Source organism: Micromonospora sp. DSM 43699 (assembly GCF_055517075.1).
The window spans coordinates 1-25691 of sequence record NZ_JBTMMT010000002.1; the positions used below are offsets into that span (position 1 = coordinate 1).

A 25691-nucleotide genomic window follows, 5' to 3' on the forward strand; every position below is an offset into this window, starting at 1 on the left:
CAACTCGCCGGTGCCCCACCCCCGCACCGGCGAGTTGGACGACCGGCCGGCCGCCACCGACCCGGTCCCGTCCGACCCGGTCCCGCCGTCCGGTCGGGATGCCCGTGCCGACTTCCCGGCCGCCCCGGCGGATCTCCCGGCCACCCGGACCGACGCCTCGGGTGGGATGCCGACGGATCCGCCCGCCGTGCCCAGGCCCCGCGCCGGACGCCGCACCCCCTGACCTCGCCGGATACGCTGATCCTCGCCGGCCCGCGCACCCCTTGCGGACTCGTCGGGGGGACAGACCTTCCCCGCGTCGGGACACACCTCCCGCACAGCGGGTATGACACTGCGGCATGAATATGCCGGTCCGGCATACGCCCTGGGCGATGAACGGTCTCCACCAGCCGACGGGTCGACAGCGTTCGCCCGGCGCGGCGTCCGGGGCGGGGCGGGGTGGATCAGTCGACCGGCCAGGTGTGCACCGGCTCGTTGCTGCGCTGGAGTTCGGCGTACCGGTTGGCCATGTGGTGCAGGGCCGCGTCCCGGTCGAGGTTGCGGTGCCGCTCGGCGGTCCACACCGTCTCGGTCTGCCAGACCGCGCCGTTGCGGCCGGTACGGCAGCGCTGTTCGATGATGCCGAGCAGCCGGTCCCGTTCGGCGGGGGCGACGCCGAACCGGTCCAGCCCGGTGGCCGCCTTCGGCAGCAGGGTGTCGAGGACCAGCCTGGTGACCGGTACCTGACCGAGCCGGGGCCAGTGCAGCACCGCGTCCATGCCCCGTCGGGCAGCCGCGTGGAAGTTCTCCTCGGCAGAGCTGAAGGTGAGTTGGCTCCAGATCGGCCGGTCCGACTCGGCCAGCCCGCGCGCCAACCCGAAGTAGAAGGCGGCGTTGGCAAGCATGTCGACCACGGTCGGGCCTGCCGGCAGCACCCGGTTCTCCACCCGCAGGTGCGGGCGGCCGTCCATGATGTCGTAGACCGGGCGGTTCCAGCGGTAGACGGTGCCGTTGTGCAGCCGCAGCTCGGAGAGTTGCGGGACGCCGCCGGCGTGCAGCACCTCGACCGGGTCCTCGTCGGCGCAGATCGGCAGCAGTGGCGGGAAGTACCTGACGTTCTCCTCGAACAGGTCGAAGATCGAGGTGATCCAGCGTTCCCCGAACCAGACGCGGGGGCGCACCCCCTGGGCCTTCAGCTCGTCCGGGCGGGTGTCGGTGGCCTGCTGGAACAGGGCGATCCGGGTCTCCGCCCAGAGCTGCCGGCCGTAGAGGAACGGTGAGTTCGCACCCACGGCGACCTGGACACCGGCGATGGCCTGGGAGGCGTTCCAGTAGTCGGCGAAGCTGTCCGGCGCCACCTGGAGGTGGAACTGGAGACTGGTGCAGGCGGCCTCGGGGACGATCGAGTCGGTGTGCGTCCGGAGTTCCTCCACCCCCCGGATGTCCAGCTCGATGTCCTCGCCCCGGGCGCCGACGATCTGGTCGTTGAGCACCCTGTACCGCTCGTTGGTGGAGAGGTTGTCGGCCACCAGGTGCTGCTCGGTGAGGGTGGGCAGGATGCCGACCATGACGATCCGGGCGTCCGACTTGGCGGCCCGTTCGTCGGCCCGGGTCAGGCTGCTGTGCAGGTCGCTCTCGTAGTCGGCGAAGCCGGCCCCCTCGATCAGCCGGGGTGCCGCGTTGAGCTCCAGATTGAACTGCCCCAGCTCGGTCTGGAAGAGCGGGTCGGCGATCGCGGCGAGGATCTCGTCGTTGCGCATCGCCGGTTCCGCGTCCGGGTCCATCAGGTTGAGTTCGATCTCCAGGCCGGTCATCGGCCGGTCGGCGTCGAAGCCGAAGTCGTCGAGCATCAGCGCGAAGACGTCCAGACAACGCCGTACCTTCTGCCGGTAGCGGACCCGGTCCTCCCGGGAGAACGCGCCCTGCTCGACGTCCCTACCCATGTTTCCTCCAGGCGTGAGACGCGCGGGACGGTGAGCGTCCCGGCGCGCAGTGTGAACCACCATAGGAGCGCCCACGCGCCGGGGCCAGTGCCCACCGGGTATGCGCTTACCGCTTCTCTACCCAGCGGCGCTCCCACCCGCACCGGTGGCGCTGTCGTCGGACAGTGACAATCCGCACCCGTACGCGTCGAGGCCCCCGCTCGCGGGGAGCGGGGGCCTCGACGGCGGGTGGCTCAGGCCTGGCGGACGGCCTCGCCCTCGATCTCGATCTTGATCTTCTTGCCGACCAGCACGCCGCCGGTCTCCAGGGCGACGTTCCAGGTCAGGCCGAAGTCCTCGCGGTCGATCTCGGTGCTGGCGGTGAAGCCGAACACGTCGGTGCCGAACGGGGTACGGCCGACGCCCTCGAACTCGACCTCCAGCTCGACCTGGCGGGTGACACCCTTGATGGTCAGGTCACCGAGCAGGACGAACTCGTTGCCGTCGTGGGACTTCACCGCCGTGCTGCGGTACTCCAGCGTCGGGAACTGCTCGACGTCGAGGAACTCGGGGCTGCGCAGGTGACCGTCCCGGTCGGCCTGGGCGGTGTTGATGCTGGCGGCCTGGATGGTGGCGGTGACCGCGGACTGCAACGGGTCCTCGGCGACGGTGACGGTGGCCGTCGCGTCGGCGAACTCACCGCGCACCTTGCTGACCATCATGTGGCGGGCGACGAAGCCCACCCGCTTGTGCGCGGCATCCAGCAGGTAGGTGCCGGCGGCGGGAATGGTGAGGCCGTCCCAGTCGCGGGTAACCGACTCGGTGCTGGTCATGTAACTGCCCTCCGGGGAAGATTGTGAGGAGCCCAACGACTGCCTGAGCAACTATAGTCGCAGCAATATTCCCCATGTCAAGCACTGTTAGGATGACCAGGTGGACGACAACGTGTTCGACGACCCCCGGATCACCGCCGTCGGCCTGCTGGTCGAGGCGCACGCCGGGCTTACCGCCCGCTTCGCCGCGCAGTACGAGGAACACGGACTCTCGGCTGTCGAGTTCGAGGTGCTGATGCGCCTCAGCCGATCACCCGGCAACCAACTGCGGATGACCGACCTGGCCGCGCAGACCTCCCTGTCCACGAGCGGCGTCACCCGGGTGGTGGACCGGATGGAACGCGACGGGTTGCTCCGCCGCCGGGCCTGCCCGTCCGACCGGCGCAGCTCGTACGCGGTGGTCACGCCCGCCGGCCTGCGGCGGTTGGACGAGACACTACCGGGCCACCTGCGGATCATCGAGCAGTGGTTCACCGGCCAACTCGCACCCGGGACCCTCGCCGCGATGCTGGACGGCCTGCGTCAGGTGCGTGACGCCGTCCACCCGGGAGCCACCGCCGGCAGCACCGACCGGGCACCGACCGACGAGCCGCCGCTCCACTGCTGAACCACCGCCGGGAGCCCGGCCTGTCCGCCGTACGGAACCCCGCCGATCCGCCGTCGGGAACCCGTCACCCACACCGGCAGAAAAAGCGGCAGAACCCAACGGACCCACCGGACGCACACCCGCCGATGCCCACAAAAAGGACGGTCACCCTGGCTAGCCTTCATCGCGCGGGGGAGCACCGGGGGGTGCCGGCGCGAGCGATTGAGCGAGGGGTTTGACCAGGGGGCTTGCTCGCTCGCGCCACCCCCGCGCCTATCCCAACAGGCGCTCCTCCATCGGCAGCAACCGGATTCCGCCCTGCCGGCACACCTGCGTCAACCGCTCGCGCACCTCGGTCGAGCCGGTGTTCGCGGCCAGCCCGACCAGGGCCTCGATCACGTCCCGCCGGTCCTGGCCGACCGCCCCGGCGGCCACCGCCACCGCGAACCACTCCGCCGCCAGCTCCCGGTCCCCCCGATGCTGCGCCACGGTGCCCTCGATCAGCGCACACACCCCCTCCTCCACCCGGACCGACCCGCCTCCGGCCGGATGAGGCCCGAACAGCCCCGCCTCCGCCCGGGACGGGAATGCCCCCGGGCGGCCGTCGCAGCGCAGCTCGGCCAGGACCTCGGCGGCCTCGTCCGCCCGGCCCGACCGGGCCAGCGCCAGGCCCACCGTGCCGAGCACCCGCCACCGCTGCCCGGGATCACCCACCCCCGCCAGCGCGGAGACCACCCGCCGGCCCTGCTCCACCGCGTCGCCGTACCGGCCCTCCAGCCGGGCCACCTCGGCCAGGTCGGCGCGGGCCAGCAGGCGCAGCCGGGGCTCCCCGCACTGGGCGGCCAGCCGGTCCACCGCGGCGAGTCGACGCCGGGCGGCCGGCAGCTCGCCGAGACGGATCTCGTGCCAGGTCAGCTGGTGTTGGGCGACTGCCACGTCGCGGGTCCGGCCGTGCCGGGTGGCCAGGGTCAGCACCGCCTGCGCCTGCTCGGCCGCCTCCTCGTATCCACCGGTGGCGACCAGCAGGGTGCCGAGGACGAGCCGCGCCGCCAGTTCCCCGGTCACGTCGGCCTGCCCGGCCAGCACCGCGAGCGCGGCGCGGGCGGCGGGCAGTTCGTGCGCCGCCGCACCGTGTTCGGCGGCGAGCCGGGCCACCCCGAGCAGCGCCCATGCGCGCAGCGCCGGATCAGCATCTGCGGTACGGGGGTCGGCGAGCAGCCGGCGCAGCCACTGCCGACCACTGACGTCCCGCCCCCGCATCCGCCACCACCGGGGCAGCGCGGCGGCCAGCCGCAGGGCGGTGCCCGGGTCGTCGCGGGCGGCGTGTGCCAGCGCCGCGCCGATGTCACCGGTCGCCTCGTCGAGCCGACGTACGGCGGCGGATCGTCGCGCCCCGACCAGCTCCGGAGCGGTACGGGTCGCCAGCCGGGTGACCACCACCGCGTGCCGGCGTCGGGCTGCGGTCAGTTCGCCCCGGCCGGCGGCCTGCTCGATGGCGTACTCGCGGACCGCGTCGAGCAGGCGGAACCGCAACGGACCGGCACCCCGGACACTGACAAGTCCCAGCTCGACCAACCGGTCCAGCAGGGGCACCGGATCGACCACCACCGCCGGCTCCCGGTCGGCCTCGTCGGCGAGCAACTCCTCGGCCAGTTCCACCGACCACCGGTTGGCGAAGACCGAGAGTCGACGCAGCGCGGCCTGCTCCCCGTCGTCGAGCAACCGGTAGCTGGTCGCCACCGCCTCCCGCAGCGTCACCGTCGCCGCCCGGGTCGGCTCGGCGGTACGCCCCGGCGGCGCGGCCTCCCAACCTCGCCCGCCGAGATCCGGGCCAGCCAGGTCGAGCACCCGGTCGCCGTACCGGCCGAGCAGTTCGGGCAGGTCGAGGATGCGCCCCCGGGCCGCCATCAGCTCGATCGCCAGCGGCAGACCGTCGAGCCGCCGGACCAGCGCGGTGAGGGCGGGTAGCTCGTCCGGGCCGGGCGGTTCCGGGCGGACCCGGGTGAGCCGGGCGGTGAACAGGGCCGCCGCCGGCCAACGGGCCAACCCGGCCGGGTCGACCACGTCGGCCGGGGGCACCTCCAGCGGCGCCACCGGGCGGACGATCTCGCCGGGGATGCCGATCGGATGCCGCCCGGTCACCACCACCCGCAGGGTCGGCACCGCCGCGACGAGCAGGTGCAGCACCTCGGCCACCGGGTCGGGCGCCCGCTCGACCGCGTCCACGAGCAACAACGCCGGCCGGCCCCGGAGCCGGGCGGCCAACTCGGGGAGCCGGGCCGCGCCGAGCACCGCGCAGGCCGCGGCGAGCACGTCGTTGACGTCGGATCCGACGCCGATCAGCACCCCGGCCACCCCACCGGGATGCGCGTCGGCCACCGCGTGCGCCACGGCCAGGGCCAGCGCGGTCTTGCCCACGCCGGCCAGACCGACCAGGCTCAGCACCGGCGGCCAACCGTCGCCGGTCAGCAGCCCGGCCAGCTCGTCCAGTTCCCGTTCCCGACCGATCAACTCGACCGCCGGGGGGAGCGCGATCGGCGTACCCGGGAGGTCGGGGTCGCGGTGGGTGGTGCCGGCGAGGGTCGGGCGGTGCGGGAGCCCGACGGCCGCCGGGACCGCCGGGTCGGCGTTGGCCCGGCCGCGAGCGCTGGCGAGGAAGCCGGACCGGGCCGCGCCGGTCAGGCCGAGCGCCCCGGCGATCAGCTCGGCGGTGGTGCGCTGCGGCCGCTGCGACCGGCCGCGTTCCAGGTCACGGACGGTCCGCACCCCGACCCCGGCCCGCTGCGCCAGGTCGGCCTGGGTGAGACCGGCGGCCAGGCGGTGGGCCCGCACCAACTCCCCGATCGGGGTACGACCACCCGCGTCGGCCAAGTGATCATGATCCGGGGTCATGGGCAGGAAGGGTACGGACGGGATACGACGCCGAGCAGCCCTTCGTCGGCCTACCGACGAAGGGCTGCGGATACCCGACAAAACGCCGTCGCCGTGCTGCGCCCGACCCGATCGGACGGTACGGTCACATGCCCAGATCGCGGGCGATGATCATGCGCTGCACCTCGGAGGTGCCCTCACCGATCTCCAGGATCTTGGCGTCCCGCCAGAACCGGGCCACCGGGTACTCGTTCATGAAGCCGTAGCCGCCGTGGATCTGGGTCGCCTCCCGGGCGTTGTCCACCGCGATCGTGCTGGCGTGCAGCTTGGCGATGGCGGCCTGCCGCTTGAACGGCTCACCGGCGAGCATCCGCGCGGCGGCGTCGTAGTAGGCCAGCCGGGCGGTGTGCGCCTTCAGCTCCATGTCCGCGATCTTGAACTGGATGGCCTGGTAGTTGCCGATCGGCTGGCCGAACGCCTGGCGTTCCTTCGCGTACCTCACCGACTCGTCGACGCAGCCCTGGGCGAGGCCGACCGCCAGGGCGGCGATCGCGATCCGCCCCTCGTCGAGGATCCGCAGGAACTGCGCGAAGCCCCGGCCCCGCGCGCCGAGCAGGTTCTCCGCCGGCACCCGGCAGTCGTCGAAGGTCAACTCGTGGGTGTCCGAGGCGTTCCACCCCACCTTCGAGTACGCCGGCGCGACGGTGAAACCGGGCGTCCCGGACGGCACGATGATGGTGGACAGTTCCTTGGAGCCGTCCGGGTTGGTGCCGGTGACCGCGGTGACGGTGACCAGGGCGGTGATGTCGGTGCCCGAGTTGGTGATGAACGCCTTCGACCCGTTGATCACCCACTCGTCCGTCGCGGTGTCCAGCACCGCCCGGGTCTGGGTGCCGCCCGCGTCCGACCCGGTGCCCGGCTCGGTCAGCCCGAACCCGGCCAGCGCCTCGCCGCTGAGCAGCCTGGGCAGCCACCGCTCCTGCTGCGCGGCGGTACCGAAGCGGAAGATCGGCATCGCACCGAGGGAGACCGCCGCCTCCAGGGTGATCGCCACGCTGGAGTCGACCCGGGCCAGCTCCTCCAGGGCCAGGCAGAGGGCGAAGTAGTCGCCGCCCATCCCGCCGTGCTCCTCGGGGAAGGGCAGGCCGAACAGCCCCATCTTGCCCATCTGCCGGACGAGCCCGTAGGGGAAGGTGTGCCGCTCGTAGTGCTCGGCGATCACCGGGGCGACCGCCTCGCGGGCGAAGTCCCGCACGCTCTCCCGCAGCGCCTCTTGCTCCTCGCTGAGCCGGAAGTCCATCGGTTCCTCCTGTACGGGTGCCTCCCCCGGGCGCTCGTGACGCCGGGGGCGGCGGGTCGGGTGGACGACCGGTCGGGCCGGTCGACGGTGATGGCGGATCGGTGACGGCCCGTCGGGCCGGGCCGGTCGACAGCGGCGGTGGCGGATCGGGGCGGCCGGTCAGACCGGGGTGACGCCGTGCCGGCGGCGGGAGAAGTGCCGGTCCTTGCTCCGGGCGGCGGCGAACCGGCGGACCAGTTCGGCGCGCAGCTCGTGCGGTTCGACGATCGCGTCGATCACCAGCTCGCTGGCGAGCCGGACGATGTCGATGTCCTGCTCGTACTCGGCCCGCTTCGCGGCGACGAAGGCGGCCCGCTCGGTCTCGTCGGCGATCGCCGCGATCTTGTTGGCGTAGACGGCGTTGACCGCCGCCTCGGCCCCCATCACCGCGATCTTCGCGGTGGGCAGCGCGATCGTCGCGTCCGGCTCGAAGCCGGGACCGGCCATCGCGTACAGGCCCGCGCCGTACGCCTTGCGCACCACCACACAGATCTTGGGTACGGTCGCCTCGGAGATCGCGGTGATCATCTTGGCCCCGTGCCGGATGATGCCCTGCTTCTCCACCGCGCTGCCGACCATGAACCCGGGCACGTCGCTCAGGAACAGCAGCGGCACGTTGAACGCGTCGCAGAGCTGCACGAACCGGGTCGCCTTGTCGGCCGAGTCGACGAAGAGCACCCCGCCCTTGAACATCGAGTTGTTGCCGACCACGCCGACGACCTCGCCGTCCAGCCGACCGAACCCGATGGTCAGCTCCTTCGCCCAGAGCGCCTGGATCTCGAAGAACGAACCCTCGTCGAGCAGGCCCTTGACGTACCGGCGCAGGTCGAACGCCTGCCGCTCGCTGGCCGGCACCAGCGCGGCCAGGTCGGCCTTCTCCGGCGCGGCGACGGCCGGCGCGCTGGGCGGCTGCTGCTGCCAGTTCGACGGCAGGTAGGACAGGTAGGTCTTCACCACGTCGAGCGCGTCGGCCTCGGTCCTGCACAGGAAGTGGCCCACGCCGGACTCGGCGCAGTGCACCCGGGCCCCGCCCATCGCTTCCAGGGTGGTCTTCTCCCCGGTGACCATCTCGACCATCCGGTCGGAGCCGAGGTACATGCTGGCGTTGCCGTCGACCATGGCCACCACGTCGCAGAACGCCGGGATGTACGCCCCACCGGCGGCGCTCGGCCCGAACAGCGCGCAGACCTGCGGGATCGCCCCCGAGGCGCGGACCTGGTTCCAGAAGATCTTCCCGGCGCCGCGTCGACCGGGGAACAGGTCGACCTGGTCGGTGATCCGGGCACCGGCCGAGTCGACCAGGTAGACCATCGGCACGCTCGTCGAGTAGGCCCGCTCGATGATCCGGATGATCTTCTCGACGGTGCGCGCACCCCAGCTGCCGGCCTTCACGGTGGAGTCGTTGGCCATCAGGCAGACCGGCCGACCGTCGATGGTCGCGGTGCCGGTGACCACGCCGTCGGCGGGCAGCCCCTCGGCCAGGGCGTTGGCATAGAGCCCGTCCTCGACGAACGAACCCTCGTCGACCAGGAGCGCGACCCGTTCCCGGGCGAAGAGCTTGCCCTTGCCGGCGTTCGCCGCGTGGTATTTGTCCGCACCGCCCGCGCGGGCGCGCTTGCGCAACTGTTCCAGTGCCGCATCGTCGAGCGTCACGCCGACCCCCTCGCCCCGCGCCCCGTGGACGCGCCGACCGCCGTGCCGCGCCTACGCCGTCGCCGCGCCGACCGGCCTGAACGATCGTTAGGCTAGCGCATCCGGACCCCGCCCGACCACCCGACCGACTTCCGTTCAAGATATTGATAGTTGGCTATCAGTCTGGCTACGCTCCTGACACCCCCTCCGGATTGGAGTGAGTCATGAACTCACGCATCGGCCGGTTCGCCGTCGCCGCCCTGGCGACGGCCACCGCCACCCTCGGCATCACGGTCGCCAACCCTGCGCCCGCCTCCGCCGCGATGACCATCTGCTACAACACCAGCCAGGCGCCGAGCTACGCGGGCATCGCCAGCCAGTCCGCCTCGATCTGGAACAACGCCACCACCAACCTGACGCTGACCGCGAACTGCGGCAGCAACCTGCGGATCTACCAGATCACCGGCGGCGGCTCGTACGCCCAGCGCACCAGCCTCGGCAACGGCCGGGTCTACATCGACACCCAGCAGGCCGCCCAGTACAGCCCGTTGCGGATCCTCACCCACGAGATCGGGCACATCCTCGGCCTGCCCGACAACTACAACGGCAACTGCGCGATCCTGATGTCCGGCGGCAGCGCCGGCACCAGCTGCACCAACCCGTACCCGAGCACCGCCGAGGCGAACCGGGTCAGCAGCCTGTTCGCCGGCACCCTGAGCGCCACCGAGCGCAGCAGCGGCACCGGCAGCCAGGTCTTCCGGGACAGCTGGCCGGCCCTGCTCACCGTGGGCTGAACCACCGCACGATCCGACGGAGGGGCCGGCACCACGCCGGCCCCTCCCGCCGTCCGTCGCGCGCCGGCCCGTCCCGACGCCCGGGCAGCGGTGCCGCCCGCAGGCCGACCCCGCCACCCCGGCGCCACCGGGTCGTCAGGGCCGGGCGGTCAGCCGGGTACGCGGGCCGGCCCGCAGCACCCCGGAGGGCAGCCGCTTGCCCAGCAGGTCCTCGGCCAGCTCGGCGACCGCGATCAGGGCGTCCAGGTCGATGCCGGTGTCGATGCCCATGTCGTGCAGCATGTGCACCGCCTCCTCGGTGGCCAGGTTCCCGCTCGCCCCCGGCGCGTACGGGCAGCCGCCCAGGCCGCCGACGCTGGCGTCGAACTCGGTGATCCCCAGCTCCAACGCGGTAAGCAGGTTGGCCAACGCGGTGCCCCGGGTGTTGTGGAAGTGCAGCAGCACCGGCACGTCCGGGGCACGGTCACGCACGGCGGTGACCAGCTCCCGGACCCGTCGGGGCGTACCCATGCCGGTGGTGTCGCCGAACGCGACCCGGTCGGCGCCGTCGCGGACCACCCGCTCGACGATCCCGGCGACCCGCCCGGGGTCGACGTCCCCCTCGTACGGGCAGCCGAAGCTGGTCGCCACGATCACCTCGGCGCGGGCACCCGCCCCGTGCAGCAGGTCGACCAGCTCGGCGATGTCGTCGAGCGACTCGGCGGTGGAGCGGTTGACGTTGCGCCGGTTGTGCGTGTCGCTGGCCGAGACCACCACCTCGATCTCGGTGAAACCGGCGGCCAGTGCCCGCTGCGCACCCCTGGTGTTCGGCACCAACGCCGAGTAACGCACCCCGTCGGCCTTCCCGGCCCGCCGCCACACCTCGTCGGCGTCGGCCATCTGCGGGATGGCCAACGGGTGCACGAACGACACCGCCTCGATCCGGCGCACGCCGGTGCCGGACAGGGCGTCGAGCAGCCGCACCTTGGCCTCGGTGGGAATCGGCTCCTCGTTCTGGAGGCCGTCGCGCGGCCCGACCTCGCGGATCGACACCGCCGCTGGCATCTGACTCATGGTCACCTCGCTGTGACGTGGGGTCGCCGGAGCGTCGTCCCGTGCCGTCGCCCCTCGTGGGAACGACGACCGGGCGACGCCGGGCGACAGGTGGTCCCTCCAGGGAACACCACGCCTGCCTCCGCCGCCACGCTGCCCCGGGTGTCGGGGGCCGGGACCGACCCCCGCCACCCGGGAGATCAACGCTGCGCCGGGCCTTCCACCAGCTCGGCGGCGCTGCGCAACACCGCCGCGACGGCACCCGCCCAGCCGACGACGTCCTCGCGGCCCAGCACCAGCGCCATCGCCGCCGCCCCCTCCGCGAACAACGCCGTCGACCGCAGGCGCCGGCCCACCCGACGACGGTCCAGGCGCGGGCGGGCGCCCCCGATCGATCTTCCGCTTCCCATGTCTCCACCCTTGAGGACGCAGTACCCGCCGATGGAACCCATCGGCCGGGGTGTGTGCCCGGCCGGCCGTCCCACACGTCGACGGCCGCCCCCGCACGCCAGGCACAACGACCGGTCGGGCCGCCCAGCACGCCCTTCTGGCCGGGCAGCACGCGGTGCCACCCGGCCAAAGTGGAGCGTGGCCGGGCGCTTCCGGGGCAACGGATACCGGGACCACGACCGCAACGTCCTACCCGGACAACCACCCGGCCAGAAACCGACCACGGGCATTGATGGAGGCGGTCATCATGGCTGGGTACGGGTACGAACGACCACCCGATCCGGCAGCTCTGCGAAAGGTCCGCGCATGACCTCCGACACCAGCACGCCGACCCCGCCGACGGGACGGCATCAGCGGCACTGTCTCGTCCCGCGCGAGCAGTTGGCCGCCGACTACGAGTCCCGGTACGGCTCGAAGGCGGTGTCCGAGTACGCGCTGACCGTCCGCGACCTCGTCGAGCTGTCCCCGGAGATCGGCGCGGTCGACACCTGGAGCCGGCTGGCCGCCCGGATCTGCGACAGGCGGTCCGGCCGCACCTGGGCCACCTGGCGCAAGCGGCTGTCCCGGCATTTCACCACGGAGACGAAGGGGCCGCCGTGGCAGACCGTCGTGCTGGTGGTCGACCACACCGTCGCCGAGACGGACCGGGCGGCGACCCTGCGCCGGCTCGAACGGCTCTACGAGGCGGCCCGGGGTGAACCGCCGACGAAGCGCCGACCGGCCACCGACGACCCGGTCCGGCCCGGGGGCGTCGACCCGGGGGCCACGCCCGACGGGGTGGACCCCACCGGGGACGACGCCCACCGCATCATCGCCCAGCTCCGCACGGAGAACGCCTCGCTCCGCACCGAGAACGCCTCGCTCCGCCGCACGTTGTCCGCGTGGAAGGCCCGGAACGACCTGCTACGCGCCACCGTCGAGGCGACCCGGACGGGACGCCCGCGCTCCGGGCCGCTCGACGGCGGCAGCCGCCCGGGGGACGTACCGCGACCACGGGAGACCACCCTGCTGGACGGGCTGGCCCGCAAGGACCGCAACCCCGGGCACTTCCCGGCCGGCCCGGCCCCGACCAACGACGCCCCGGCCGGTCGGCACCGCCCGCCCCGGATCGACACGGTGTCGCTGCCGCCCCGGATCGACGTCGTCGGCACCCCGACGCACCGACCGGTGCCCCTGCCGTACCCGTCGGATGGGGTCCGGCTGGCCTGACCACGCCGCCCGCGTGGTCAGACCAGCGCGGTCAGGCCCGTCCGGGTCAGCGCATCCGACCGACGATGCCGGTGTCGTAGTCGCCCGAGACGAACTCCTCGTTCGTCAGCAGCTCGGCGAAGAAGGGCAGGTTGTTCTTCGGGCCGACCAGGGCGAAGGCGGCCACCGCCGTCCGCGCCCGGGCCAACGCCTCGGCCCGGTCCACGCCGGTCACCACGAGCTTGGCCAGCAGGCTGTCGTAGAACGGGGTGACGGTGTTGCCGGCGACATACCCGGAGTCGACACGTACCCCTTCGCCGGTCGGCTCCACCCAGGTGCTGATCACCCCGGGGCCGGGCAGGAACCGCTTCGGGTCCTCCGCGTTGATCCGCAGCTCGATCGCGTGCCCGCGCGGGGTCAGCGCCGCCGGGTCGAAGGTCGGCGGCAGGCCGGCGGCCACCCGTAGCTGCTCCTCGACCAGGTCGACGCCGTAGACCAGCTCGGTCACCGGGTGCTCCACCTGGAGCCGGGTGTTCATCTCCAGGAAGAAGAACTCCTGCGTGGCGGGGTCGAGCAGGCATTCGACGGTGCCCGCGTTGCGGTAGCCGACCGCCTCGCCGGCCCGCACGGCGGCGGCCAGGAAGCGGGCCCGCAGCTCCGGGGAGACCGCCGGGGAGGGGGACTCCTCGACCAGCTTCTGGTTGCGCCGCTGCACCGAGCACTCCCGCTCGCCGAGCGCCACCACCCGACCGTCGGCCAGGCCGAGGATCTGCACCTCGACGTGGCGTACCCGGGGGAAGTAGCGCTCGATCAGCACCGACGGATCGCCGAACATCCGCTCGGCGAACGCGCGGACCCTGTCGTACTCGGTGCGCAGCGCGGCCTCGTCGGCGGCCACCGCCATGCCCATCCCGCCGCCACCGGCGGCGGCCTTGACCATCACCGGGTAGCCGATCTCCGCAGCGGCGGCGACCGCCGCGGCCAGGTCGGCGGCCGGCTCGGTGGTGCCGGGCGCGACCGGCACCCCGGCCGCCGCCATCAGGTTCCGCGCGTTGATCTTGTCGCCCATCGCGGTGATCGCGTCCGCGCCGGGCCCGACCCAGATCAACCCACGGGCCTGCACGGTACGGGCGAAGTCGGCGTTCTCCGACAGGAAGCCGTAACCGGGGTGGACGGCCTGCGCACCGGTGGCCTCGGCGGCGGCGAGGATCGCCTCGACGTCGCGGTAGCTCTGGGCCGGGTTCGCCGGTCCCACGCACACCGCCTCGTCGGCCTCGACCACGAACGGCAGGTCGACGTCGGCCTCCGAGTGCACCGCGATCGCACGGACACCGAGCCGCTTCGCGGTACGGATGATCCGGCGGGCGATCTCGCCCCGGTTGGCGACCAACAGCGACTCGATCATGTTTCCTCCAGCGTCCAGGGGTGGGGACGGATGTTCAGCGTCCAGGGTGGGGACGGATGCTAGGGAACCACGGCCGGGTCGTCGGCATCGAGTCGGGCGGGAGTGTCACCCGACCGCCCGGCGCGTCGGGGCGGGCGGTGTCGCCGGGCATCGGGGACGGCGGGCGCGCGGGTCAGCGGGCCGCCCGGGTGCCTCGGGCGCGCGTCACCCGGGGAGACGTCGGGCGGGTGGGGTCAGGAGTCGGTCTCGGCCAGCAGGGCGGCCAGCGCGGCGGCCCGCAGCAGTGCCGCGCGACGCCGCCGGTCGACCTCACCGCCGAGGAACGGGGTGGAGTTCATCAGGCCGAACGCGGCGTGTGCCAGCACCCGCGCCTCGCCGTCGGGCAGCCCCGGGTGCAGGGCGGTCAGCACGGTCACCCACTCCTCGACGTACATCCGCTGGAGCTTGCGGATGCGGCGACGCGGCTCGTCCGGGAGGCGGTCCAGCTCGTGCAGGTGCAGGGCGATCACGGCCGGGTTCGCCAGCGCGAAGTCGACGTGGAAGTCGATAAGCGACTCCAGCGCGCCGCGCGGGTCGCCGGGACGGCCGGCGGCCCGGTCCCGGCCGCCGTCGAGCAGCCCCTCGCTGACCGGGATCAGCGCGGCGGCCAGCATCGCCTCCTTGCCGGCGAAGTGGTGGTAGAGGGCCGGGCCGGTCACCCCGGCCGCCGCACCGATGTCGTCCATGGAGACCCCGTGGTAGCCCCGGGCGGCGAAGAGCCCGACCGCGATCTCCAGGATCTCGTCGCGCCTCGACCGGCGCCGGCCTGCGCTGCCCCTAGCCTGCTGCCCCACAGTCACCTGGCAAGCGTAGACCTCGGTCCGGACACCGGGTGCCCTCGGTTACCCGCCGGTTCACCAGGCGGACGGTGACCCGGTCGACGCGCACGGGGTTGATCGCCGGACGGCGCGGCCCGCCGCCCCTAGCCTGGGAGGGGCAACATGCCGGAGGGAGGGCGCGATGACGGTACGGCTACCGGACCGGTCGTTGCTGCTCGCCGGGGGTCTGCTGGTCGGTGCCGGGATCTTCGACCTGCTGGCCGGGATCGGCGACGTCGGCAGCGGCGACGTGTACGCCTCGCTGCACGCCGACGGGCTGGTCTTCTACGACCTCACCGGTTGGGCCTGGCTGCACGTGGCGAGCGGGGTGCTGCTGGTGCTGACCGGCCTGGTCAGCGCGCTCAGTCGACGCCGGTGGGTCAGGGCCGCCCTGGTGGTCGGGGTGGCGGTCGTCGTCGTCCACCTGCTGTTCGCGCCGTACCACCCGATCGAGGCGTTGATCGTGGTGGGGCTGACCCTGGCCGCCGTGCGGCTGGTCGTCCGGCACCAGCGCGACACGCGGGTCAGACCGGCTGGCAGACCCTCCCGGTGAAGGACGGGTCCGGTTGGCGTCTGTCGTGCCAGGCCGGATTGATCCCGATCGCCAGCGGAGGCGCCTGCCAGGCCGCACTCAGCTGCTGGAGCAACGGATACTCCCGACGTTTCCGGCTTTCCGGCACCCCGGCCAGGAAATGGATCAGACGGTCCTGGACCAGCGACCGGCCCAGCAGCCCGCCGTGCACCCCGGGCGTCTGGAAGACCGGAATGCCGGTGTAGTCGCCGGGTGGGGCTTCGGTGGCCGTGGTGGTCGGCAGGAAGGCCACCATCCGGACACCCGGCACCGGGCACATCAGCTGGTTGCGGTAGAAGGGCGCGTTGTCCAGCAGCGACCGGATGAACGGTTCGTCCGGGCCGGTGCCGGTCCCGCCGAACACGTCGACCACCCCGAACAGGGCGCGCAGTTGCCAGCCGGTGACCAGCCCCCAGCCGTGGGGCGTCCCGGGCGGCGGGTAGTAGGCCCGCCCCGCATTGATCAACGGGCTGAACATGACCAGGGTGTCCACCGCCGCGTGCGGTCGCTGCGCGAGATAGGTGCGGGCCAGCATCGCCCCCTCGCTCTCCCCGATCAGGGCGACCGGCCGACCGGTACGGCGGTGCAGCCGGTCCACCTGGGTCTCCAGCAGGGCGGCCCCGCTCTCCAGTGACCGGACGGTGTCCCCCCGCTGGTAGGGCAGCGGCCGACCGTCCCCGGCCAGCCCCCGGTAGGAGAAACGTTCCACGTTCGGGTCGACGGGCGGGGTGCCGTCGTAGGCGGAGCCGTGGCCGGCGAGGACGATCACCGCGTGCGCGACGTCGGCCGGCAGCCGCTGCCCGAGCACCACCTGCTCGATCGTCACCCCGGCCGGGACGACCTGCACCAGCGGGGGGATCGCCAGCGGCACGGCGAGGGCCAGCAGGACCGCGATCGGGGTGGCCGGCACCCGCGCCCAGCGCACCCGGGGAGCCAGCACGGCGACGTGCACGGTGCGTTCCCAGAGCAACCCGTTGGCCACCCCGGCGAGCGCCGCCACCGGCACCGTCCACCAGCCGGGGACGCTCCAGCAGAACGCGCCGGCCACGGTGATCACCACGAAGTTCAGCAGCGACCAGCCGACCAGGGCGATCGACGGCAACCCGCGCCACCAGGGCCCGACCACGGCGGCCCGTTGCAGGAGCGGGGCGAGCAGGAACATCGGCAGCAGCGAGGCGAGCAGCACCCAGGAGAGCGCGACCACCGAGGCCGCCACCGAGATCAGCGCCCACGGCGAGACCAGCACGGTGACCACCGCGGACAGCCCGAGGTTGCGCCCGAGCAGCCAGCGCAGGCCGGGGCGGTCCACCTCGGCGGGCCAGGCGAGCGCGACCAGCCCGGTGGTGAGCACCCCACGGAACCCGATCACCACCAGCAGCCCGACCAGGAAGTCTGGCCACGAGTCGTGATAGACGTACAGCCAGCGCAGGTCGTGGTAGGTGTCGTACGGCCAGACGGCGGTGACCTGGGAGGACAGCCCTTCGGCCGCGATGAACCCGATATGGACCAGCAGCACCGCCTCGATCGCCGGTGGTACGGCGGCCAGGGCGCACAGCGCCAACAGGCGGGGTTGCGGTCTGCGCACGCCCTCTCTCCTCACCGGTTGACTGGGGCTCCACTAGCAGGTTCCCCTGCCCGACGACCGCATGTCGGGATTCCCGCCGATCCACCGTCGATCCGACCTGCCGAGCGGTGTGCCGCCCCGGCGTGACGCCAATTGGCGGATGTTGCGGTATCCCGGGGCCGGGATACCGCAACATCCGCCCGAGCGTGACCGATGCCAGGCGCGGCCCGGCGGGTGGTGATCAGCCGGCCAGGCCGCCGGGCTGGTCGCCCCTGACCACGGGAGCCCGGACCAGGTTGCCCCACTCGGTCCACGAGCCGTCGTAGTTGCGCACCTGCGGGAAGCCCAGCAGGTGGTGCAGCACGAACCAGGTGTGGCTGGACCGCTCGCCGATCCGGCAGTACGCCACCACGTCGTCGGCCGGGCTCAGCCCGAGCTGGTCGGTGTAGATCGCCCGCAGCTCGTCGGCCGACTTGAAGGTGCCGTCGTCGTTGGCGGCGGACTTCCACGGCTTGCTCACCGCACCCGGGATGTGCCCGCCGCGCAGCGCGCCCTCCTGCGGGTAGTCCGGCATGTGCAGCATCTCGCCGGTGTACTCGCCCGGCGAACGGACGTCGACCAGCGGCCGACCCGCCGCCACGTGCGCCATCACCTGCTCCCGGTACGCCCGGACCGGCGCGTCGTCGCGCTGCGGCACCGGATAGTCGGCACGCGGCCGGGCCACCTTGTCCCGGGTCAGCTCGCGCCCCTCGGCGACCCACTTCTGCCGGCCACCGTCGAGCAGCCGGACGTCGGGATGCCCGAACAGGGTGAACACCCACAGCGCGTACGCGGCCCACCAGTTGAAGTTGTCGCCGTAGAAGACGACCGTGTCGCCCCGGCCGATGCCCTTGGCCGCGCACAGCTCGGCGAAGCTCTCCGCGTCCAGGTAGTCCCGGGTGACCTGGTCGTTCAGCTCGGTGTGCCAGTCGACCTTGACGGCCCCCGGGAGGTGACCGGTGTCATAGAGCAGCACGTCCTCGTCGGATTCGACCACGACGAGACCCTCGTCGCCGAGGTGCTCGGCCAACCACTCGGTGGTGACCAGCCGCTGCGGGTCGGCGTACGACTGGAGGCGGGGATGCGGATCACTCGGCACAGACATGAGCCCCAAGTTACGCCGGAATCCGGGGCGCCGACCGCCCAACGGCACCGGACCGGCGTCGGCCGACCCGCCCGGACGCGACCGTGCCCCACCAGCCGACGCACCCGTCGAGCGGGCCGGGCAGACGATCCCCGAGGAGCCGGTCAGGATCGCGTCGCGCTCCACCGACCAACCTGATCAGGCCCGGCGGTGGACCAGGCGGCCAGCGACGACGGTGGCGAGGCAGCGGCCGTCGTCGGCGAAGACGGCCAGGTCGGCCCGGCCGCCGACAGCGAGAACGGGAGGCCGCGCCGCGTCGAGGACCGCGACGTCGTTGCGGGCCACCGCCGCCCGTACCGCCGGGTCGGTGAGGTGTGCGGCGAGCACCGCGCCGACGCCCGACCGCAGCAGCGCGTGCACCCGTTCGCGCGGGCTGGGGGCCGGCGGCAGCGGCCCGTCGTGCACCAGCGCCGGCCCGAGGGTGCCGGGCCACCGCCGCACCCGCACCATCGGGTACGCCTGCGTCAGCTCCCCGATCGGGCCGACCGCCTCGATCCGGTCACCGTCGACAAGCACCGCCCAGCCCGACCGCGGCCCCCCGTCGCCCGAGACCGGCTGGTCCGGCGGCGGCTCGGCGGAGAGTGGAGCCGGCTGGTCCGACGACGCATCGTCGTCACCCGGCACCAGCCGGACCGGCGGCGGCTCGTTGTCGTGGGTGAGGCGCAGCAGGGGGGCGGTGTGGAGGGTGCGCACGGTCAGTCGGCCAGCGGGCCGAGGACCGGCCGCTTCGCGGTGACCGTGTCGCCGGAGGACCGGCCGGTGAGCCGGCGGGTGATCCACGGGGCCAGGTGCCGGCCGGCCCAGCGCAGGTCGGCGGCGCGGGCGGCGAGCCACGGGGTGGCGGCCGGGTGCTCCGGCACCATCAACCACTCCTCGTCGCAGCCCACTCCGAGCGCGGTCAGCACCTGGGCGGCGACCCGCCGGTGACCGGCGGCGGACAGGTGCAGCCGGTCGGTGCTCCAGAGCATCGGATTGAGCCGGAACGTGTCGTCGGCGTAGAGGTCGACCAGGATCGCGCCGTGCCGCGCGGCGGTCTCCCCGACGGCCCGGTTGACCAGCTCGATCCGGGGCGCGACGAGTCGCTGGCCGGGCAGCCGGGTCATCACGTCGGCGAACCGGAAGAGGATCACGTCGGCACCGCCGGACCGCAACCGGGCCACCACGGCGTCGAAACGGGTGGCCAGCGCGTCCGGATCGAAGGTACGCCGCAGCACGTCGTTGCCGCCGGCCGCGAAGCTGATCAGGTCAGGCTTCATGGCGAGCGCGGCGGGCACCTGCTCGGCGACGACACTCGGGAAGAGCCGACCCCGGATGGCCAGGTTCGCGTAGCCGAAGTCCGGCCCGGCCTCGGCGGCCAGCCGGGTCGCCACCAGGTCCGCCCAGCCCCGGTAGGTGCCGTCCGGGTACGCGTCGTCCATGCCCTCGGTGAAGCTGTCCCCGACCGCCACGAAGCTCCGCCAGCGCACGCCGCCCCCTGATGCCCTCGTTGCCTGCGGCGCCCAGTCTGTCACCGGTCCGCCCCCGGGTGCCGGCACCCACCACCCGAACGTGGCGGAGGTCATCGGCCGCCACCCCGCGCCCTTGATCTATTCACTTTGCCGCGACGTGGCGGTGTCTCCTGCCTCCGGACACCGCCACGGGTGCCGCCGCCCGGCCCCGGCCGCCCCCGCCCGGCCCCCGGCCTACCGGCCCCGCCGCCCGGCCCCGGCAGGCGGTCCGGCTACGGCAGCCGGTAGACGGAGACGTGGGAGCGGGATTCGGCGGTGAACTCGCCGCCGATCCAGTCCGCGTGCCGGCTCTCCAGGGCGAACCCGGCGAGCTGCGCCATCAGGTCCAGCTCGGCGGGCCAGATGTAGCGGTGCGGGGTACGGAACAGCTCCGCCCGCCGGCTGTCGTCGAACCTGAAGTGGTGCGAGACGACGTGCTGCGTCAACACGTCGTAGGTCTCCAGGCCGAGGTAGCCGGCTTCGGAGTGCCAGACGACGGCCTGCTGCCCGGGTGGGAGTTTGCGCAGCTCGGGCACCCACAGCTCGATGCCGGTGACCGGCACCCCCCGGCTCCCGCTCTCGTCGTTGGTGATCAAGAGGTTTGGGCGCCCACGAGCTCGAAATCCGACGCAAACTTCTTGATCAACGCGGCGAGGCGTCCAGGGGCGGGCGGTGGGCGGTGTGGTGTGAAACGGGTCGCTGGGCGGGGGGCGGGGTTCTAGGCTGCGCGGATGTTGCTTCGTACGTCGACCAGCCTGCTGCGGACCCTGCGCGAGGATCCGGCGGATGCGGAGGTGCCGAGCCACCGGCTCCTGCTGCGTGCCGGTTACATCCGTCGCGTCGCCCCGGGCGGGTACGCCTGGCTGCCGCTGGGCAAACTGGTGCTGGACCGGGTCACCGAGATCGTCCGGTCGGAGTTGGCCGCGATCGGCGACCAGGAGGTGCACTTCCCGGCGCTGCTGCCGGCGGAGCCGTACCGGACCAGCGGCCGGTGGGCGGAGTACGGCGACGACATCTTCACCCTCGCCGACAGGCGGGGCGCCGAGCACCTGCTCGCCCCGACGCACGAGGAGATGGCGACGCTGCTGGTCAAGGATCTGGTTTCGTCCTACCGGGACTTCCCGCTGACGATCTTCCAGATCCAGACGAAGTTCCGCGACGAGGCCCGCCCCCGGGCCGGCCTGCTGCGCGGACGGGAGTTCCTGATGAAGGACGCCTACTCGTTCGACCTGGACGACGAGGGCCTGCGCGAGTCGTACGCCCGGCACCGGGCCGCGTACCGGCGGGTCTTCGACCGGTTGGGGCTGGACCACACGGTGGTGCAGGCGGTCTCCGGGGCGATGGGCGGGTCGGCCTCGGAGGAGTTCCTGGCCACCACCCCGGTCGGTGAGGACACCTATGTCGGCTGCACGGCCTGCGACTACGCGGCGAACACCGAGGCGGTGACGACCCCCGCCCCGCCCGCCGGTGACCCGGATTCGCACCAACCCGCCGAGGTGCACGACACCCCGCAGACCCCGACCATCGCCGCCCTGGTGGCGCTCGCCAACGACCGGAAACTCGCCGGGCGGCACGACTGGACCGCCGCCGACACCCTGAAGAACGTGGTGCTGACCGTACGCCGGCCCGGCGCGGAGGCGGCCGAGGTGCTGGTGATCGGGCTGCCCGGCGACCGGGAGGTGGACCTCAAGCGGGTCGCGGCAGCGCTGCACCCGGCCGCCGTGACGGTCTTCGACGACTGGGCCGCCCACCCCGGGCTGGTCCGGGGCTACCTCGGGCCGCAGGTGCTGGCCGGGCTCGGCCTCCGCTACCTGGTCGACCCCCGGGTGGTCACCGGCACCGCCTGGCTGACCGGGGCCAACGAGCCGGGGCGGCACGCCACCGACGTGGTCTGCGGACGGGACTTCGCGCCCGACGGCACCATCGAGGCCGCCGAGGTGCGCCCGGGTGACCCCTGCCCCGCCTGCGGCACCACCGGCACCACCGGCACCACCGGCACCACCGGCACCACCGGGACCACCGGAGCCGGCGGTGGCGGCGAGCTGACCATGCGGCGGGGCATCGAGATCGGGCACATCTTCCAGCTCGGCCGCCGGTTCACCGACGCGTTCGCCCTCGACGTGCTGGGCGCGGCGGGCAGACCGGTCCGGCCCACCATGGGCTGTTACGGCATCGGGGTGTCCCGGGCGGTCGCCGCGATCGCCGAACAGCACCACGACGAGCGGGGGCTGGTCTGGCCGGCGGCGGTCGCGCCGTGCGACGTACACCTGGTGGTGGCCGGGAAGGGGCCGCAGCTCGACGCGGCGCTCGACCTCGGCGGTCGGCTGTCGGCCGCCGGCCTGCGGGTGCTCGTCGACGACCGGGCCAACGTCTCCGTCGGGGTGAAGTTCACCGACGCCGAGCTGATCGGCATCCCCCGCACCGTCGTGGTCGGCCGCCGACTTCCCGAGGGGTACGTCGAGCTGCGTGAGCGGGCCACCGGCGTGCACGAGGAGGTCGCCTGGGACGGCCTGGTCGACCAGCTCCTGCGTCGGGTTCGCGGCAACGGGGTGTAGCGGACGCGCCACAGGGTATCAAAGTTGGATCGTCCAAGGGTGTTTGTTGTGCGGAGGGCTCTCATGTACCGGGTCAGTGACGTGATGACGAAACAGGTGGTCTATCTGTCGGCGGAGACCACCCTGGACGAAGCGGCCAGGGTGATGAAGGAGGCCGACATCGGGGACGTGGTGGTCACCGACGGCTCCACGCTGGCGGGCCTGCTGACCGACCGGGACATCGTGGTGCGGGCGGTCGCCGAGTGCAGCGACCCGGCCAGCACCTCGATCGGCTCGATCACCACCCGGGAGGTGGTGATGATCGAGCAGCACGCCGCGGCCGGCGAGGCGGTGGCGTTGATGCGCGAGCGCAACATCCGACGCATCCTGGTCTGCGACAACGAACGCAAGCTCGTCGGCATCGTCTCCCTGGGCGACCTGGCGATGCAGCTCGACCCCAGCTCGGCGCTCGCCGACATCAGCGAGGGCGCACCGAACAACTGACCCGCCCGGGGCGGGCGACCCACGACCGGTGTGGTCGCCCGCCCGACACTCCCTCGTCCCGGCTCCTTCCGGCCCGCACCCGGGCGGTACGGCAGTCTGGTGGCAGACCCGCGCCGGGTGCGGCGGTAGCCTGGCGGGATGTCCGAGATGCCGACGAGGCTGGCCGAGATCGTCGGGGAGTTCGCCGACGCCCCCCGCGACGTGGTGCTGGAGATGCTGCTGGAGTACGCCGACGTGATCCCGCCGCTGCCGGCCGGGGTGGACCGCGACGACCTGGAGCAGGTCCCCGAGTGCCAGACGGCGTTCTTCCTGCGTGCCGAGGTCAACCCGGACCGCACGGTGACCACCCTGTTCGACTGCCCGCCGGAGGCGCCCACCACCCGGGCCTTCGCCGGCATCCTCGCCGAAGGGCTGGCCGGGGCGAGCGCCACGCAGGTGCTGGACGTGCCGGACGACCTCTACCAGCGGATGGGCCTGGCCCAGGTGATCAGCCCGTTGCGGGTGCGCGGCGGCACCGCGATCCTGGCCCGACTCAAGCGGCAGGTGCGGGAACAAGCTGGCTGAGCTGGGGGTTGTCTCCGATCATGGAGATCGAGATCTACGCCGACGTGGTCTGCCCCTGGTGCTACATCGGCAAGCGCCGCTTCGAACAGGCCCTGGCGTCGTACGACGGCGAGGTGACCGTCCGGTACCGGCCGTTCCAGCTCGACCCGACGCCGGTGACCGCGCCGCAGCCGCTGCTGGACGCGCTGGCCGCGAAGTTCGGCGGCCGGGAGCGGGCCCAGTCGATGGCCGGCCAGGTGACCGAGGTGGCCGCCGAGGTGGGGCTGACCCTGAACTTCGACCGGGCGGTGAGCGCCAACACCTTCGACGCGCACCGGTTGGTCCGCTTCGCCGACGAGCGCGGGCTGGCGGGCGAGCTGGTCGAGGCGCTCTACCGGGCGCACTTCACCGACGGGGTCGACGTCGGCTCGCCGGAGGCGCTGGTCACGCTGGCCGCCTCGGTCGGGCTGGACGAGACCGAGGCGCGCGAGCACCTGGCCTCGAACGCGGGCCGGCGCGAGGTGGCCGCGGATCTGACCACCGCCCACCAGCTCGGGGTGACCAGCGTGCCGACCTTCGTGCTCGCCGGCAGGTACGGCGTCACCGGGGCGCAGGAGCCGGAGACGTTGCTCGCCGCCCTGACCGAGGTCGCCCAGCGCGAATCGGCCGGCTGACTCCGACCCGGGCCGAAACCCGGTCGCGATGTTTCACGTGCAACAACATCGATGAACATGATTAGTTAGGCGGGTCGGGCCAGGCCCTCCACCACCCGCGCACCGGGCAGCGCGCCGAGCGCCGGCCCCGGAAGGGCGATCTTGCTGTGCCGTACGCCGGAGCCGATGATCACGTGCGGGGTGGCGATCACCCGGGCGTCGACCAGGATCGGCCAGGACTCCGGCAGCCCGATCGGGGTGATCCCGCCGTACTCCATCCCGGTCGACTCGACCGCCTCGGCCATCGGGGCGAAGCTCGCCTTGCGGACGTCAAGCGCCCGGCGGACCACCCCGTTGACGTCGGCGCGGGTGGTGGCGAGCACCACGCAGGCCGCGTACCGGATCTCGCCCTCCCGCTTGCCGGCGATCACCACGCAGTTCGCCGACACGTCCAGCCCCACCTCGTACGCGGCACAGAAGGCCGCCGTGTCGGCCAGCGTGGCGTCGATCGGCGCGACCAGGACGTCGTCGACGTCGACGGGCGCCTCCGCCGGCCACTGCGCCAGCGCGGCGGCCACCGGCGGGGCCAGCAGGTCGGGTCGGGTCCGGGCGGGCTCAGTCTGCAACGTTCCCATCACGGCAGCGATCCTCGCACCCCACGCCGCAGGTCGCCCGCCGACCCCGACGGGTCAGTTGCCCCCGAGGAAGGAGTTCTCCCGCAGGAACGCCTGGTCGTCGACAGTCGCCGAGCGGGCCACCCGCAGCGCCTGTGGCCGACGGGCCTCCAGATCCTCCATGCCGTGCCGCACGGCGAGGCGGATCACCCCGTAGAGGAAGACCAGACCGAAGACGTAGAGCAGCACGGTGACGACGAAGAGCAGCATGCCGTCACGGTAGGCAGCGGGCGAATCAGAGTTCGGCTCATCTTCGTCCGGGTCCCCCGTACGTGTCGGCCAGGTGGTCGGCCCAGGTCCGTCGTCCGGTCGGTACTGCTGTCGTGGTCAGCCCACCCGCCCGCAGTTCCCGCCCCAGCCGCCCCGGCAGGCGCACCGGCAGCAGCGGGCGGCGGGAGTGCCGGGCAGCCCGCCAGGCCCGTACCGCCTCGTCGAAGCGGAGCACCTGCGGACCGCCGTACTCCTCGATCCCGGTCAGCGGGCCGGTGGTGAGCCGGTCCGCGAGCCGGGCGGCCACCTCGTGCGGGTCGACCGGCTGGGCCAGCACCGCCGGGTCACCCGGCACCGGGCCGAGCCGGCTCGCCGTCCGCAACAGCCGGTCCAGGAAGTCAGGGAACTGGGTGGCCCGCAGCACCGTCCACGGCACCGGACCCGCAGCCACCACCCGCTCCGCCGCCAGCTTGTGCCGGTAGTACGGGATCGGCACCCGGTCCACGCCGACGATCGAGACGTACAGCAGGTGGCCCACCCCGGCGTGCGCGGCGGCCAACGCCAGCCGGCGGGTGCCCAGCACGTCCACCCGGTGCGTCCGGGCACCGCCACCGGGCAGGGACGCCAGGTGCAGCACCGCGTCCACTCCGGCGACCGCCTCGGCCAACCCGCGGCCGGTGCCCAGGTCGGCGACCGCCCAGTCCGCCGCCGGATCGTGCCGGGGCCGCCGGCTCATCGCCCGTACCGTGAAATCGTCGGTACGCAGCCGGGGCAGCACCGCCCGCCCCAGCGTCCCGCCCGCCCCCGTAACCAGCACCCGCATCCCGGCTCCCTCCACCGACCGTCCGACGAACCGGCCACCCGGAACGTGACGCCGGCC

The 25691-nt window shown here is 73.1% G+C and carries 26 protein-coding genes; 9 read left to right on the top strand and 17 right to left on the bottom strand.

What is annotated here, in order from left to right:
- A partial coding sequence (locus AC0AIB_RS01400; protein WP_465095844.1) for a hypothetical protein occupies nucleotides 1-223 on the top strand: 223 nt, incomplete at its 5' end.
- A 220-nt stretch (nucleotides 224-443) separates the two neighbouring features.
- Here AC0AIB_RS01400 and AC0AIB_RS01405 read toward each other — a convergent pair.
- Both AC0AIB_RS01405 and AC0AIB_RS01410 read right to left on the bottom strand, forming a co-directional pair.
- Entirely contained in the window at nucleotides 444-1922 is a 1479-nt protein-coding gene (locus AC0AIB_RS01405; RefSeq protein WP_328341615.1) for a glutamate-cysteine ligase family protein, read from the bottom strand.
- 233 nt (nucleotides 1923-2155) lie between these two features.
- Complete coding sequence (locus AC0AIB_RS01410) at nucleotides 2156-2734, bottom strand: YceI family protein (RefSeq protein ID WP_328341617.1); 579 nt, start codon at nucleotides 2732-2734, stop codon at nucleotides 2156-2158.
- Between the two features lie 100 nt (nucleotides 2735-2834).
- Here AC0AIB_RS01410 and AC0AIB_RS01415 point away from each other — a divergent pair, with 100 nt between their 5' ends.
- The gene (locus AC0AIB_RS01415; protein WP_328341619.1) at nucleotides 2835-3341 is read left to right on the top strand and encodes a MarR family winged helix-turn-helix transcriptional regulator; all 507 of its coding nucleotides are present in this window, start codon (nucleotides 2835-2837) and stop codon (nucleotides 3339-3341) included.
- Nucleotides 3342-3593: 252 nt separating this feature from the next.
- Here AC0AIB_RS01415 and AC0AIB_RS01420 read toward each other — a convergent pair whose 3' ends face one another.
- The 3 genes from AC0AIB_RS01420 to AC0AIB_RS01430 form a co-directional block, all read right to left on the bottom strand.
- The gene (locus AC0AIB_RS01420; RefSeq protein ID WP_328341621.1) at nucleotides 3594-6212 is read right to left on the bottom strand and encodes an ATP-binding protein; all 2619 of its coding nucleotides are present in this window, start codon (nucleotides 6210-6212) and stop codon (nucleotides 3594-3596) included.
- Between the two features lie 124 nt (nucleotides 6213-6336).
- On the bottom strand, nucleotides 6337-7491 hold the full coding sequence (locus AC0AIB_RS01425; protein WP_465095845.1) for an acyl-CoA dehydrogenase family protein: 1155 nt from the start codon (nucleotides 7489-7491) through the stop codon (nucleotides 6337-6339).
- A 159-nt stretch (nucleotides 7492-7650) separates the two neighbouring features.
- Nucleotides 7651-9183: an acyl-CoA carboxylase subunit beta gene (locus AC0AIB_RS01430; protein ID WP_328341625.1), complete on the bottom strand. Its 1533-nt coding sequence runs from the start codon at nucleotides 9181-9183 to the stop codon at nucleotides 7651-7653.
- Between the two features lie 203 nt (nucleotides 9184-9386).
- On the opposite strand from AC0AIB_RS01430, the gene AC0AIB_RS01435 reads away from it, so the two are divergent.
- Complete coding sequence (locus tag AC0AIB_RS01435) at nucleotides 9387-9956, top strand: snapalysin family zinc-dependent metalloprotease (protein ID WP_328341627.1); 570 nt, start codon at nucleotides 9387-9389, stop codon at nucleotides 9954-9956.
- A 135-nt stretch (nucleotides 9957-10091) separates the two neighbouring features.
- Here the strand turns inward: AC0AIB_RS01435 and AC0AIB_RS01440 are convergent, their stop codons facing one another.
- On the bottom strand, nucleotides 10092-11009 hold the full coding sequence (locus AC0AIB_RS01440) for a hydroxymethylglutaryl-CoA lyase (RefSeq protein WP_442930594.1): 918 nt from the start codon (nucleotides 11007-11009) through the stop codon (nucleotides 10092-10094).
- Nucleotides 11010-11188: 179 nt separating this feature from the next.
- Nucleotides 11189-11344: a hypothetical protein gene (locus AC0AIB_RS01445; protein ID WP_328341629.1), complete on the bottom strand. Its 156-nt coding sequence runs from the start codon at nucleotides 11342-11344 to the stop codon at nucleotides 11189-11191.
- A 400-nt stretch (nucleotides 11345-11744) separates the two neighbouring features.
- On the opposite strand from AC0AIB_RS01445, the gene AC0AIB_RS01450 reads away from it, so the two are divergent.
- Nucleotides 11745-12647 carry a hypothetical protein gene (locus tag AC0AIB_RS01450; RefSeq protein WP_465095846.1) on the top strand — a complete coding sequence of 301 codons (903 nt, stop codon included), beginning with the start codon at nucleotides 11745-11747 and terminating at the stop codon, nucleotides 12645-12647.
- Between the two features lie 46 nt (nucleotides 12648-12693).
- On the opposite strand, the gene AC0AIB_RS01455 is transcribed toward AC0AIB_RS01450, so the two are convergent.
- Together AC0AIB_RS01455 and AC0AIB_RS01460 are read right to left on the bottom strand one after the other, a co-directional pair.
- Nucleotides 12694-14031 (bottom strand): acetyl-CoA carboxylase biotin carboxylase subunit, encoded by a 1338-nt coding sequence (locus AC0AIB_RS01455; RefSeq protein WP_328341633.1) that lies wholly within the window; start codon nucleotides 14029-14031, stop codon nucleotides 12694-12696.
- A 233-nt stretch (nucleotides 14032-14264) separates the two neighbouring features.
- Nucleotides 14265-14870 (bottom strand): TetR/AcrR family transcriptional regulator, encoded by a 606-nt coding sequence (locus tag AC0AIB_RS01460; protein ID WP_465095847.1) that lies wholly within the window; start codon nucleotides 14868-14870, stop codon nucleotides 14265-14267.
- A gap of 160 nt (nucleotides 14871-15030) precedes the next feature.
- On the opposite strand from AC0AIB_RS01460, the gene AC0AIB_RS01465 reads away from it, so the two are divergent.
- Complete coding sequence (locus tag AC0AIB_RS01465; RefSeq protein WP_328341637.1) at nucleotides 15031-15441, top strand: DUF7144 family membrane protein; 411 nt, start codon at nucleotides 15031-15033, stop codon at nucleotides 15439-15441.
- On the opposite strand, the gene AC0AIB_RS01470 is transcribed toward AC0AIB_RS01465, so the two are convergent.
- The 5 genes from AC0AIB_RS01470 to AC0AIB_RS01490 form a co-directional block, all read right to left on the bottom strand.
- Nucleotides 15413-17044: a hypothetical protein gene (locus tag AC0AIB_RS01470; RefSeq protein WP_465095848.1), complete on the bottom strand. Its 1632-nt coding sequence runs from the start codon at nucleotides 17042-17044 to the stop codon at nucleotides 15413-15415. The two genes, AC0AIB_RS01465 and AC0AIB_RS01470, sit on opposite strands and share 29 nt — an antisense overlap.
- Nucleotides 17045-17264: 220 nt before the next feature.
- A complete protein-coding gene (locus tag AC0AIB_RS01475; RefSeq protein ID WP_328341641.1) occupies nucleotides 17265-18167 on the bottom strand; it encodes a sulfurtransferase in 903 nt (300 codons plus the stop codon).
- Between the two features lie 177 nt (nucleotides 18168-18344).
- Entirely contained in the window at nucleotides 18345-18899 is a 555-nt protein-coding gene (locus AC0AIB_RS01480; protein WP_328341643.1) for an imidazolonepropionase-like domain-containing protein, read from the bottom strand.
- Nucleotides 18900-18901: 2 nt separating this feature from the next.
- The gene (locus AC0AIB_RS01485) at nucleotides 18902-19672 is read right to left on the bottom strand and encodes an SGNH/GDSL hydrolase family protein (protein WP_328341644.1); all 771 of its coding nucleotides are present in this window, start codon (nucleotides 19670-19672) and stop codon (nucleotides 18902-18904) included.
- Nucleotides 19673-19926: 254 nt separating this feature from the next.
- Nucleotides 19927-20256 carry a hypothetical protein gene (locus tag AC0AIB_RS01490; protein WP_465095849.1) on the bottom strand — a complete coding sequence of 110 codons (330 nt, stop codon included), beginning with the start codon at nucleotides 20254-20256 and terminating at the stop codon, nucleotides 19927-19929.
- Nucleotides 20257-20424: 168 nt separating this feature from the next.
- Between AC0AIB_RS01490 and proS the strand changes: the two genes are divergently transcribed.
- The 4 genes from proS to AC0AIB_RS01510 all read left to right on the top strand — a co-directional run bounded on the left by proS (nucleotide 20425) and on the right by AC0AIB_RS01510 (nucleotide 23948).
- Nucleotides 20425-22248: a proline--tRNA ligase gene (gene proS / locus AC0AIB_RS01495; RefSeq protein WP_465095850.1), complete on the top strand. Its 1824-nt coding sequence runs from the start codon at nucleotides 20425-20427 to the stop codon at nucleotides 22246-22248.
- A 63-nt stretch (nucleotides 22249-22311) separates the two neighbouring features.
- Nucleotides 22312-22731, top strand: a complete 420-nt coding sequence (locus AC0AIB_RS01500; RefSeq protein ID WP_465095851.1) for a CBS domain-containing protein — start codon at nucleotides 22312-22314, stop codon at nucleotides 22729-22731.
- Nucleotides 22732-22869: 138 nt separating this feature from the next.
- Entirely contained in the window at nucleotides 22870-23295 is a 426-nt protein-coding gene (locus AC0AIB_RS01505) for a SufE family protein (RefSeq protein ID WP_219465416.1), read from the top strand.
- A 20-nt stretch (nucleotides 23296-23315) separates the two neighbouring features.
- Nucleotides 23316-23948 carry a DsbA family oxidoreductase gene (locus AC0AIB_RS01510; RefSeq protein ID WP_328341655.1) on the top strand — a complete coding sequence of 211 codons (633 nt, stop codon included), beginning with the start codon at nucleotides 23316-23318 and terminating at the stop codon, nucleotides 23946-23948.
- Between the two features lie 65 nt (nucleotides 23949-24013).
- Here AC0AIB_RS01510 and AC0AIB_RS01515 read toward each other — a convergent pair whose 3' ends face one another.
- Genes AC0AIB_RS01515 through AC0AIB_RS01525 form a run of 3 tightly spaced genes read right to left on the bottom strand, consistent with a single transcriptional unit; the run spans nucleotide 24014 to nucleotide 25634 of the window.
- Nucleotides 24014-24562 (bottom strand): YbaK/EbsC family protein, encoded by a 549-nt coding sequence (locus AC0AIB_RS01515; RefSeq protein WP_328341656.1) that lies wholly within the window; start codon nucleotides 24560-24562, stop codon nucleotides 24014-24016.
- Nucleotides 24563-24616: 54 nt separating this feature from the next.
- Entirely contained in the window at nucleotides 24617-24811 is a 195-nt protein-coding gene (locus tag AC0AIB_RS01520; protein WP_328341657.1) for a hypothetical protein, read from the bottom strand.
- A 37-nt stretch (nucleotides 24812-24848) separates the two neighbouring features.
- Complete coding sequence (locus AC0AIB_RS01525) at nucleotides 24849-25634, bottom strand: SDR family oxidoreductase (protein WP_328341658.1); 786 nt, start codon at nucleotides 25632-25634, stop codon at nucleotides 24849-24851.
- Nucleotides 25635-25691: the final 57 nt, after the last annotated feature.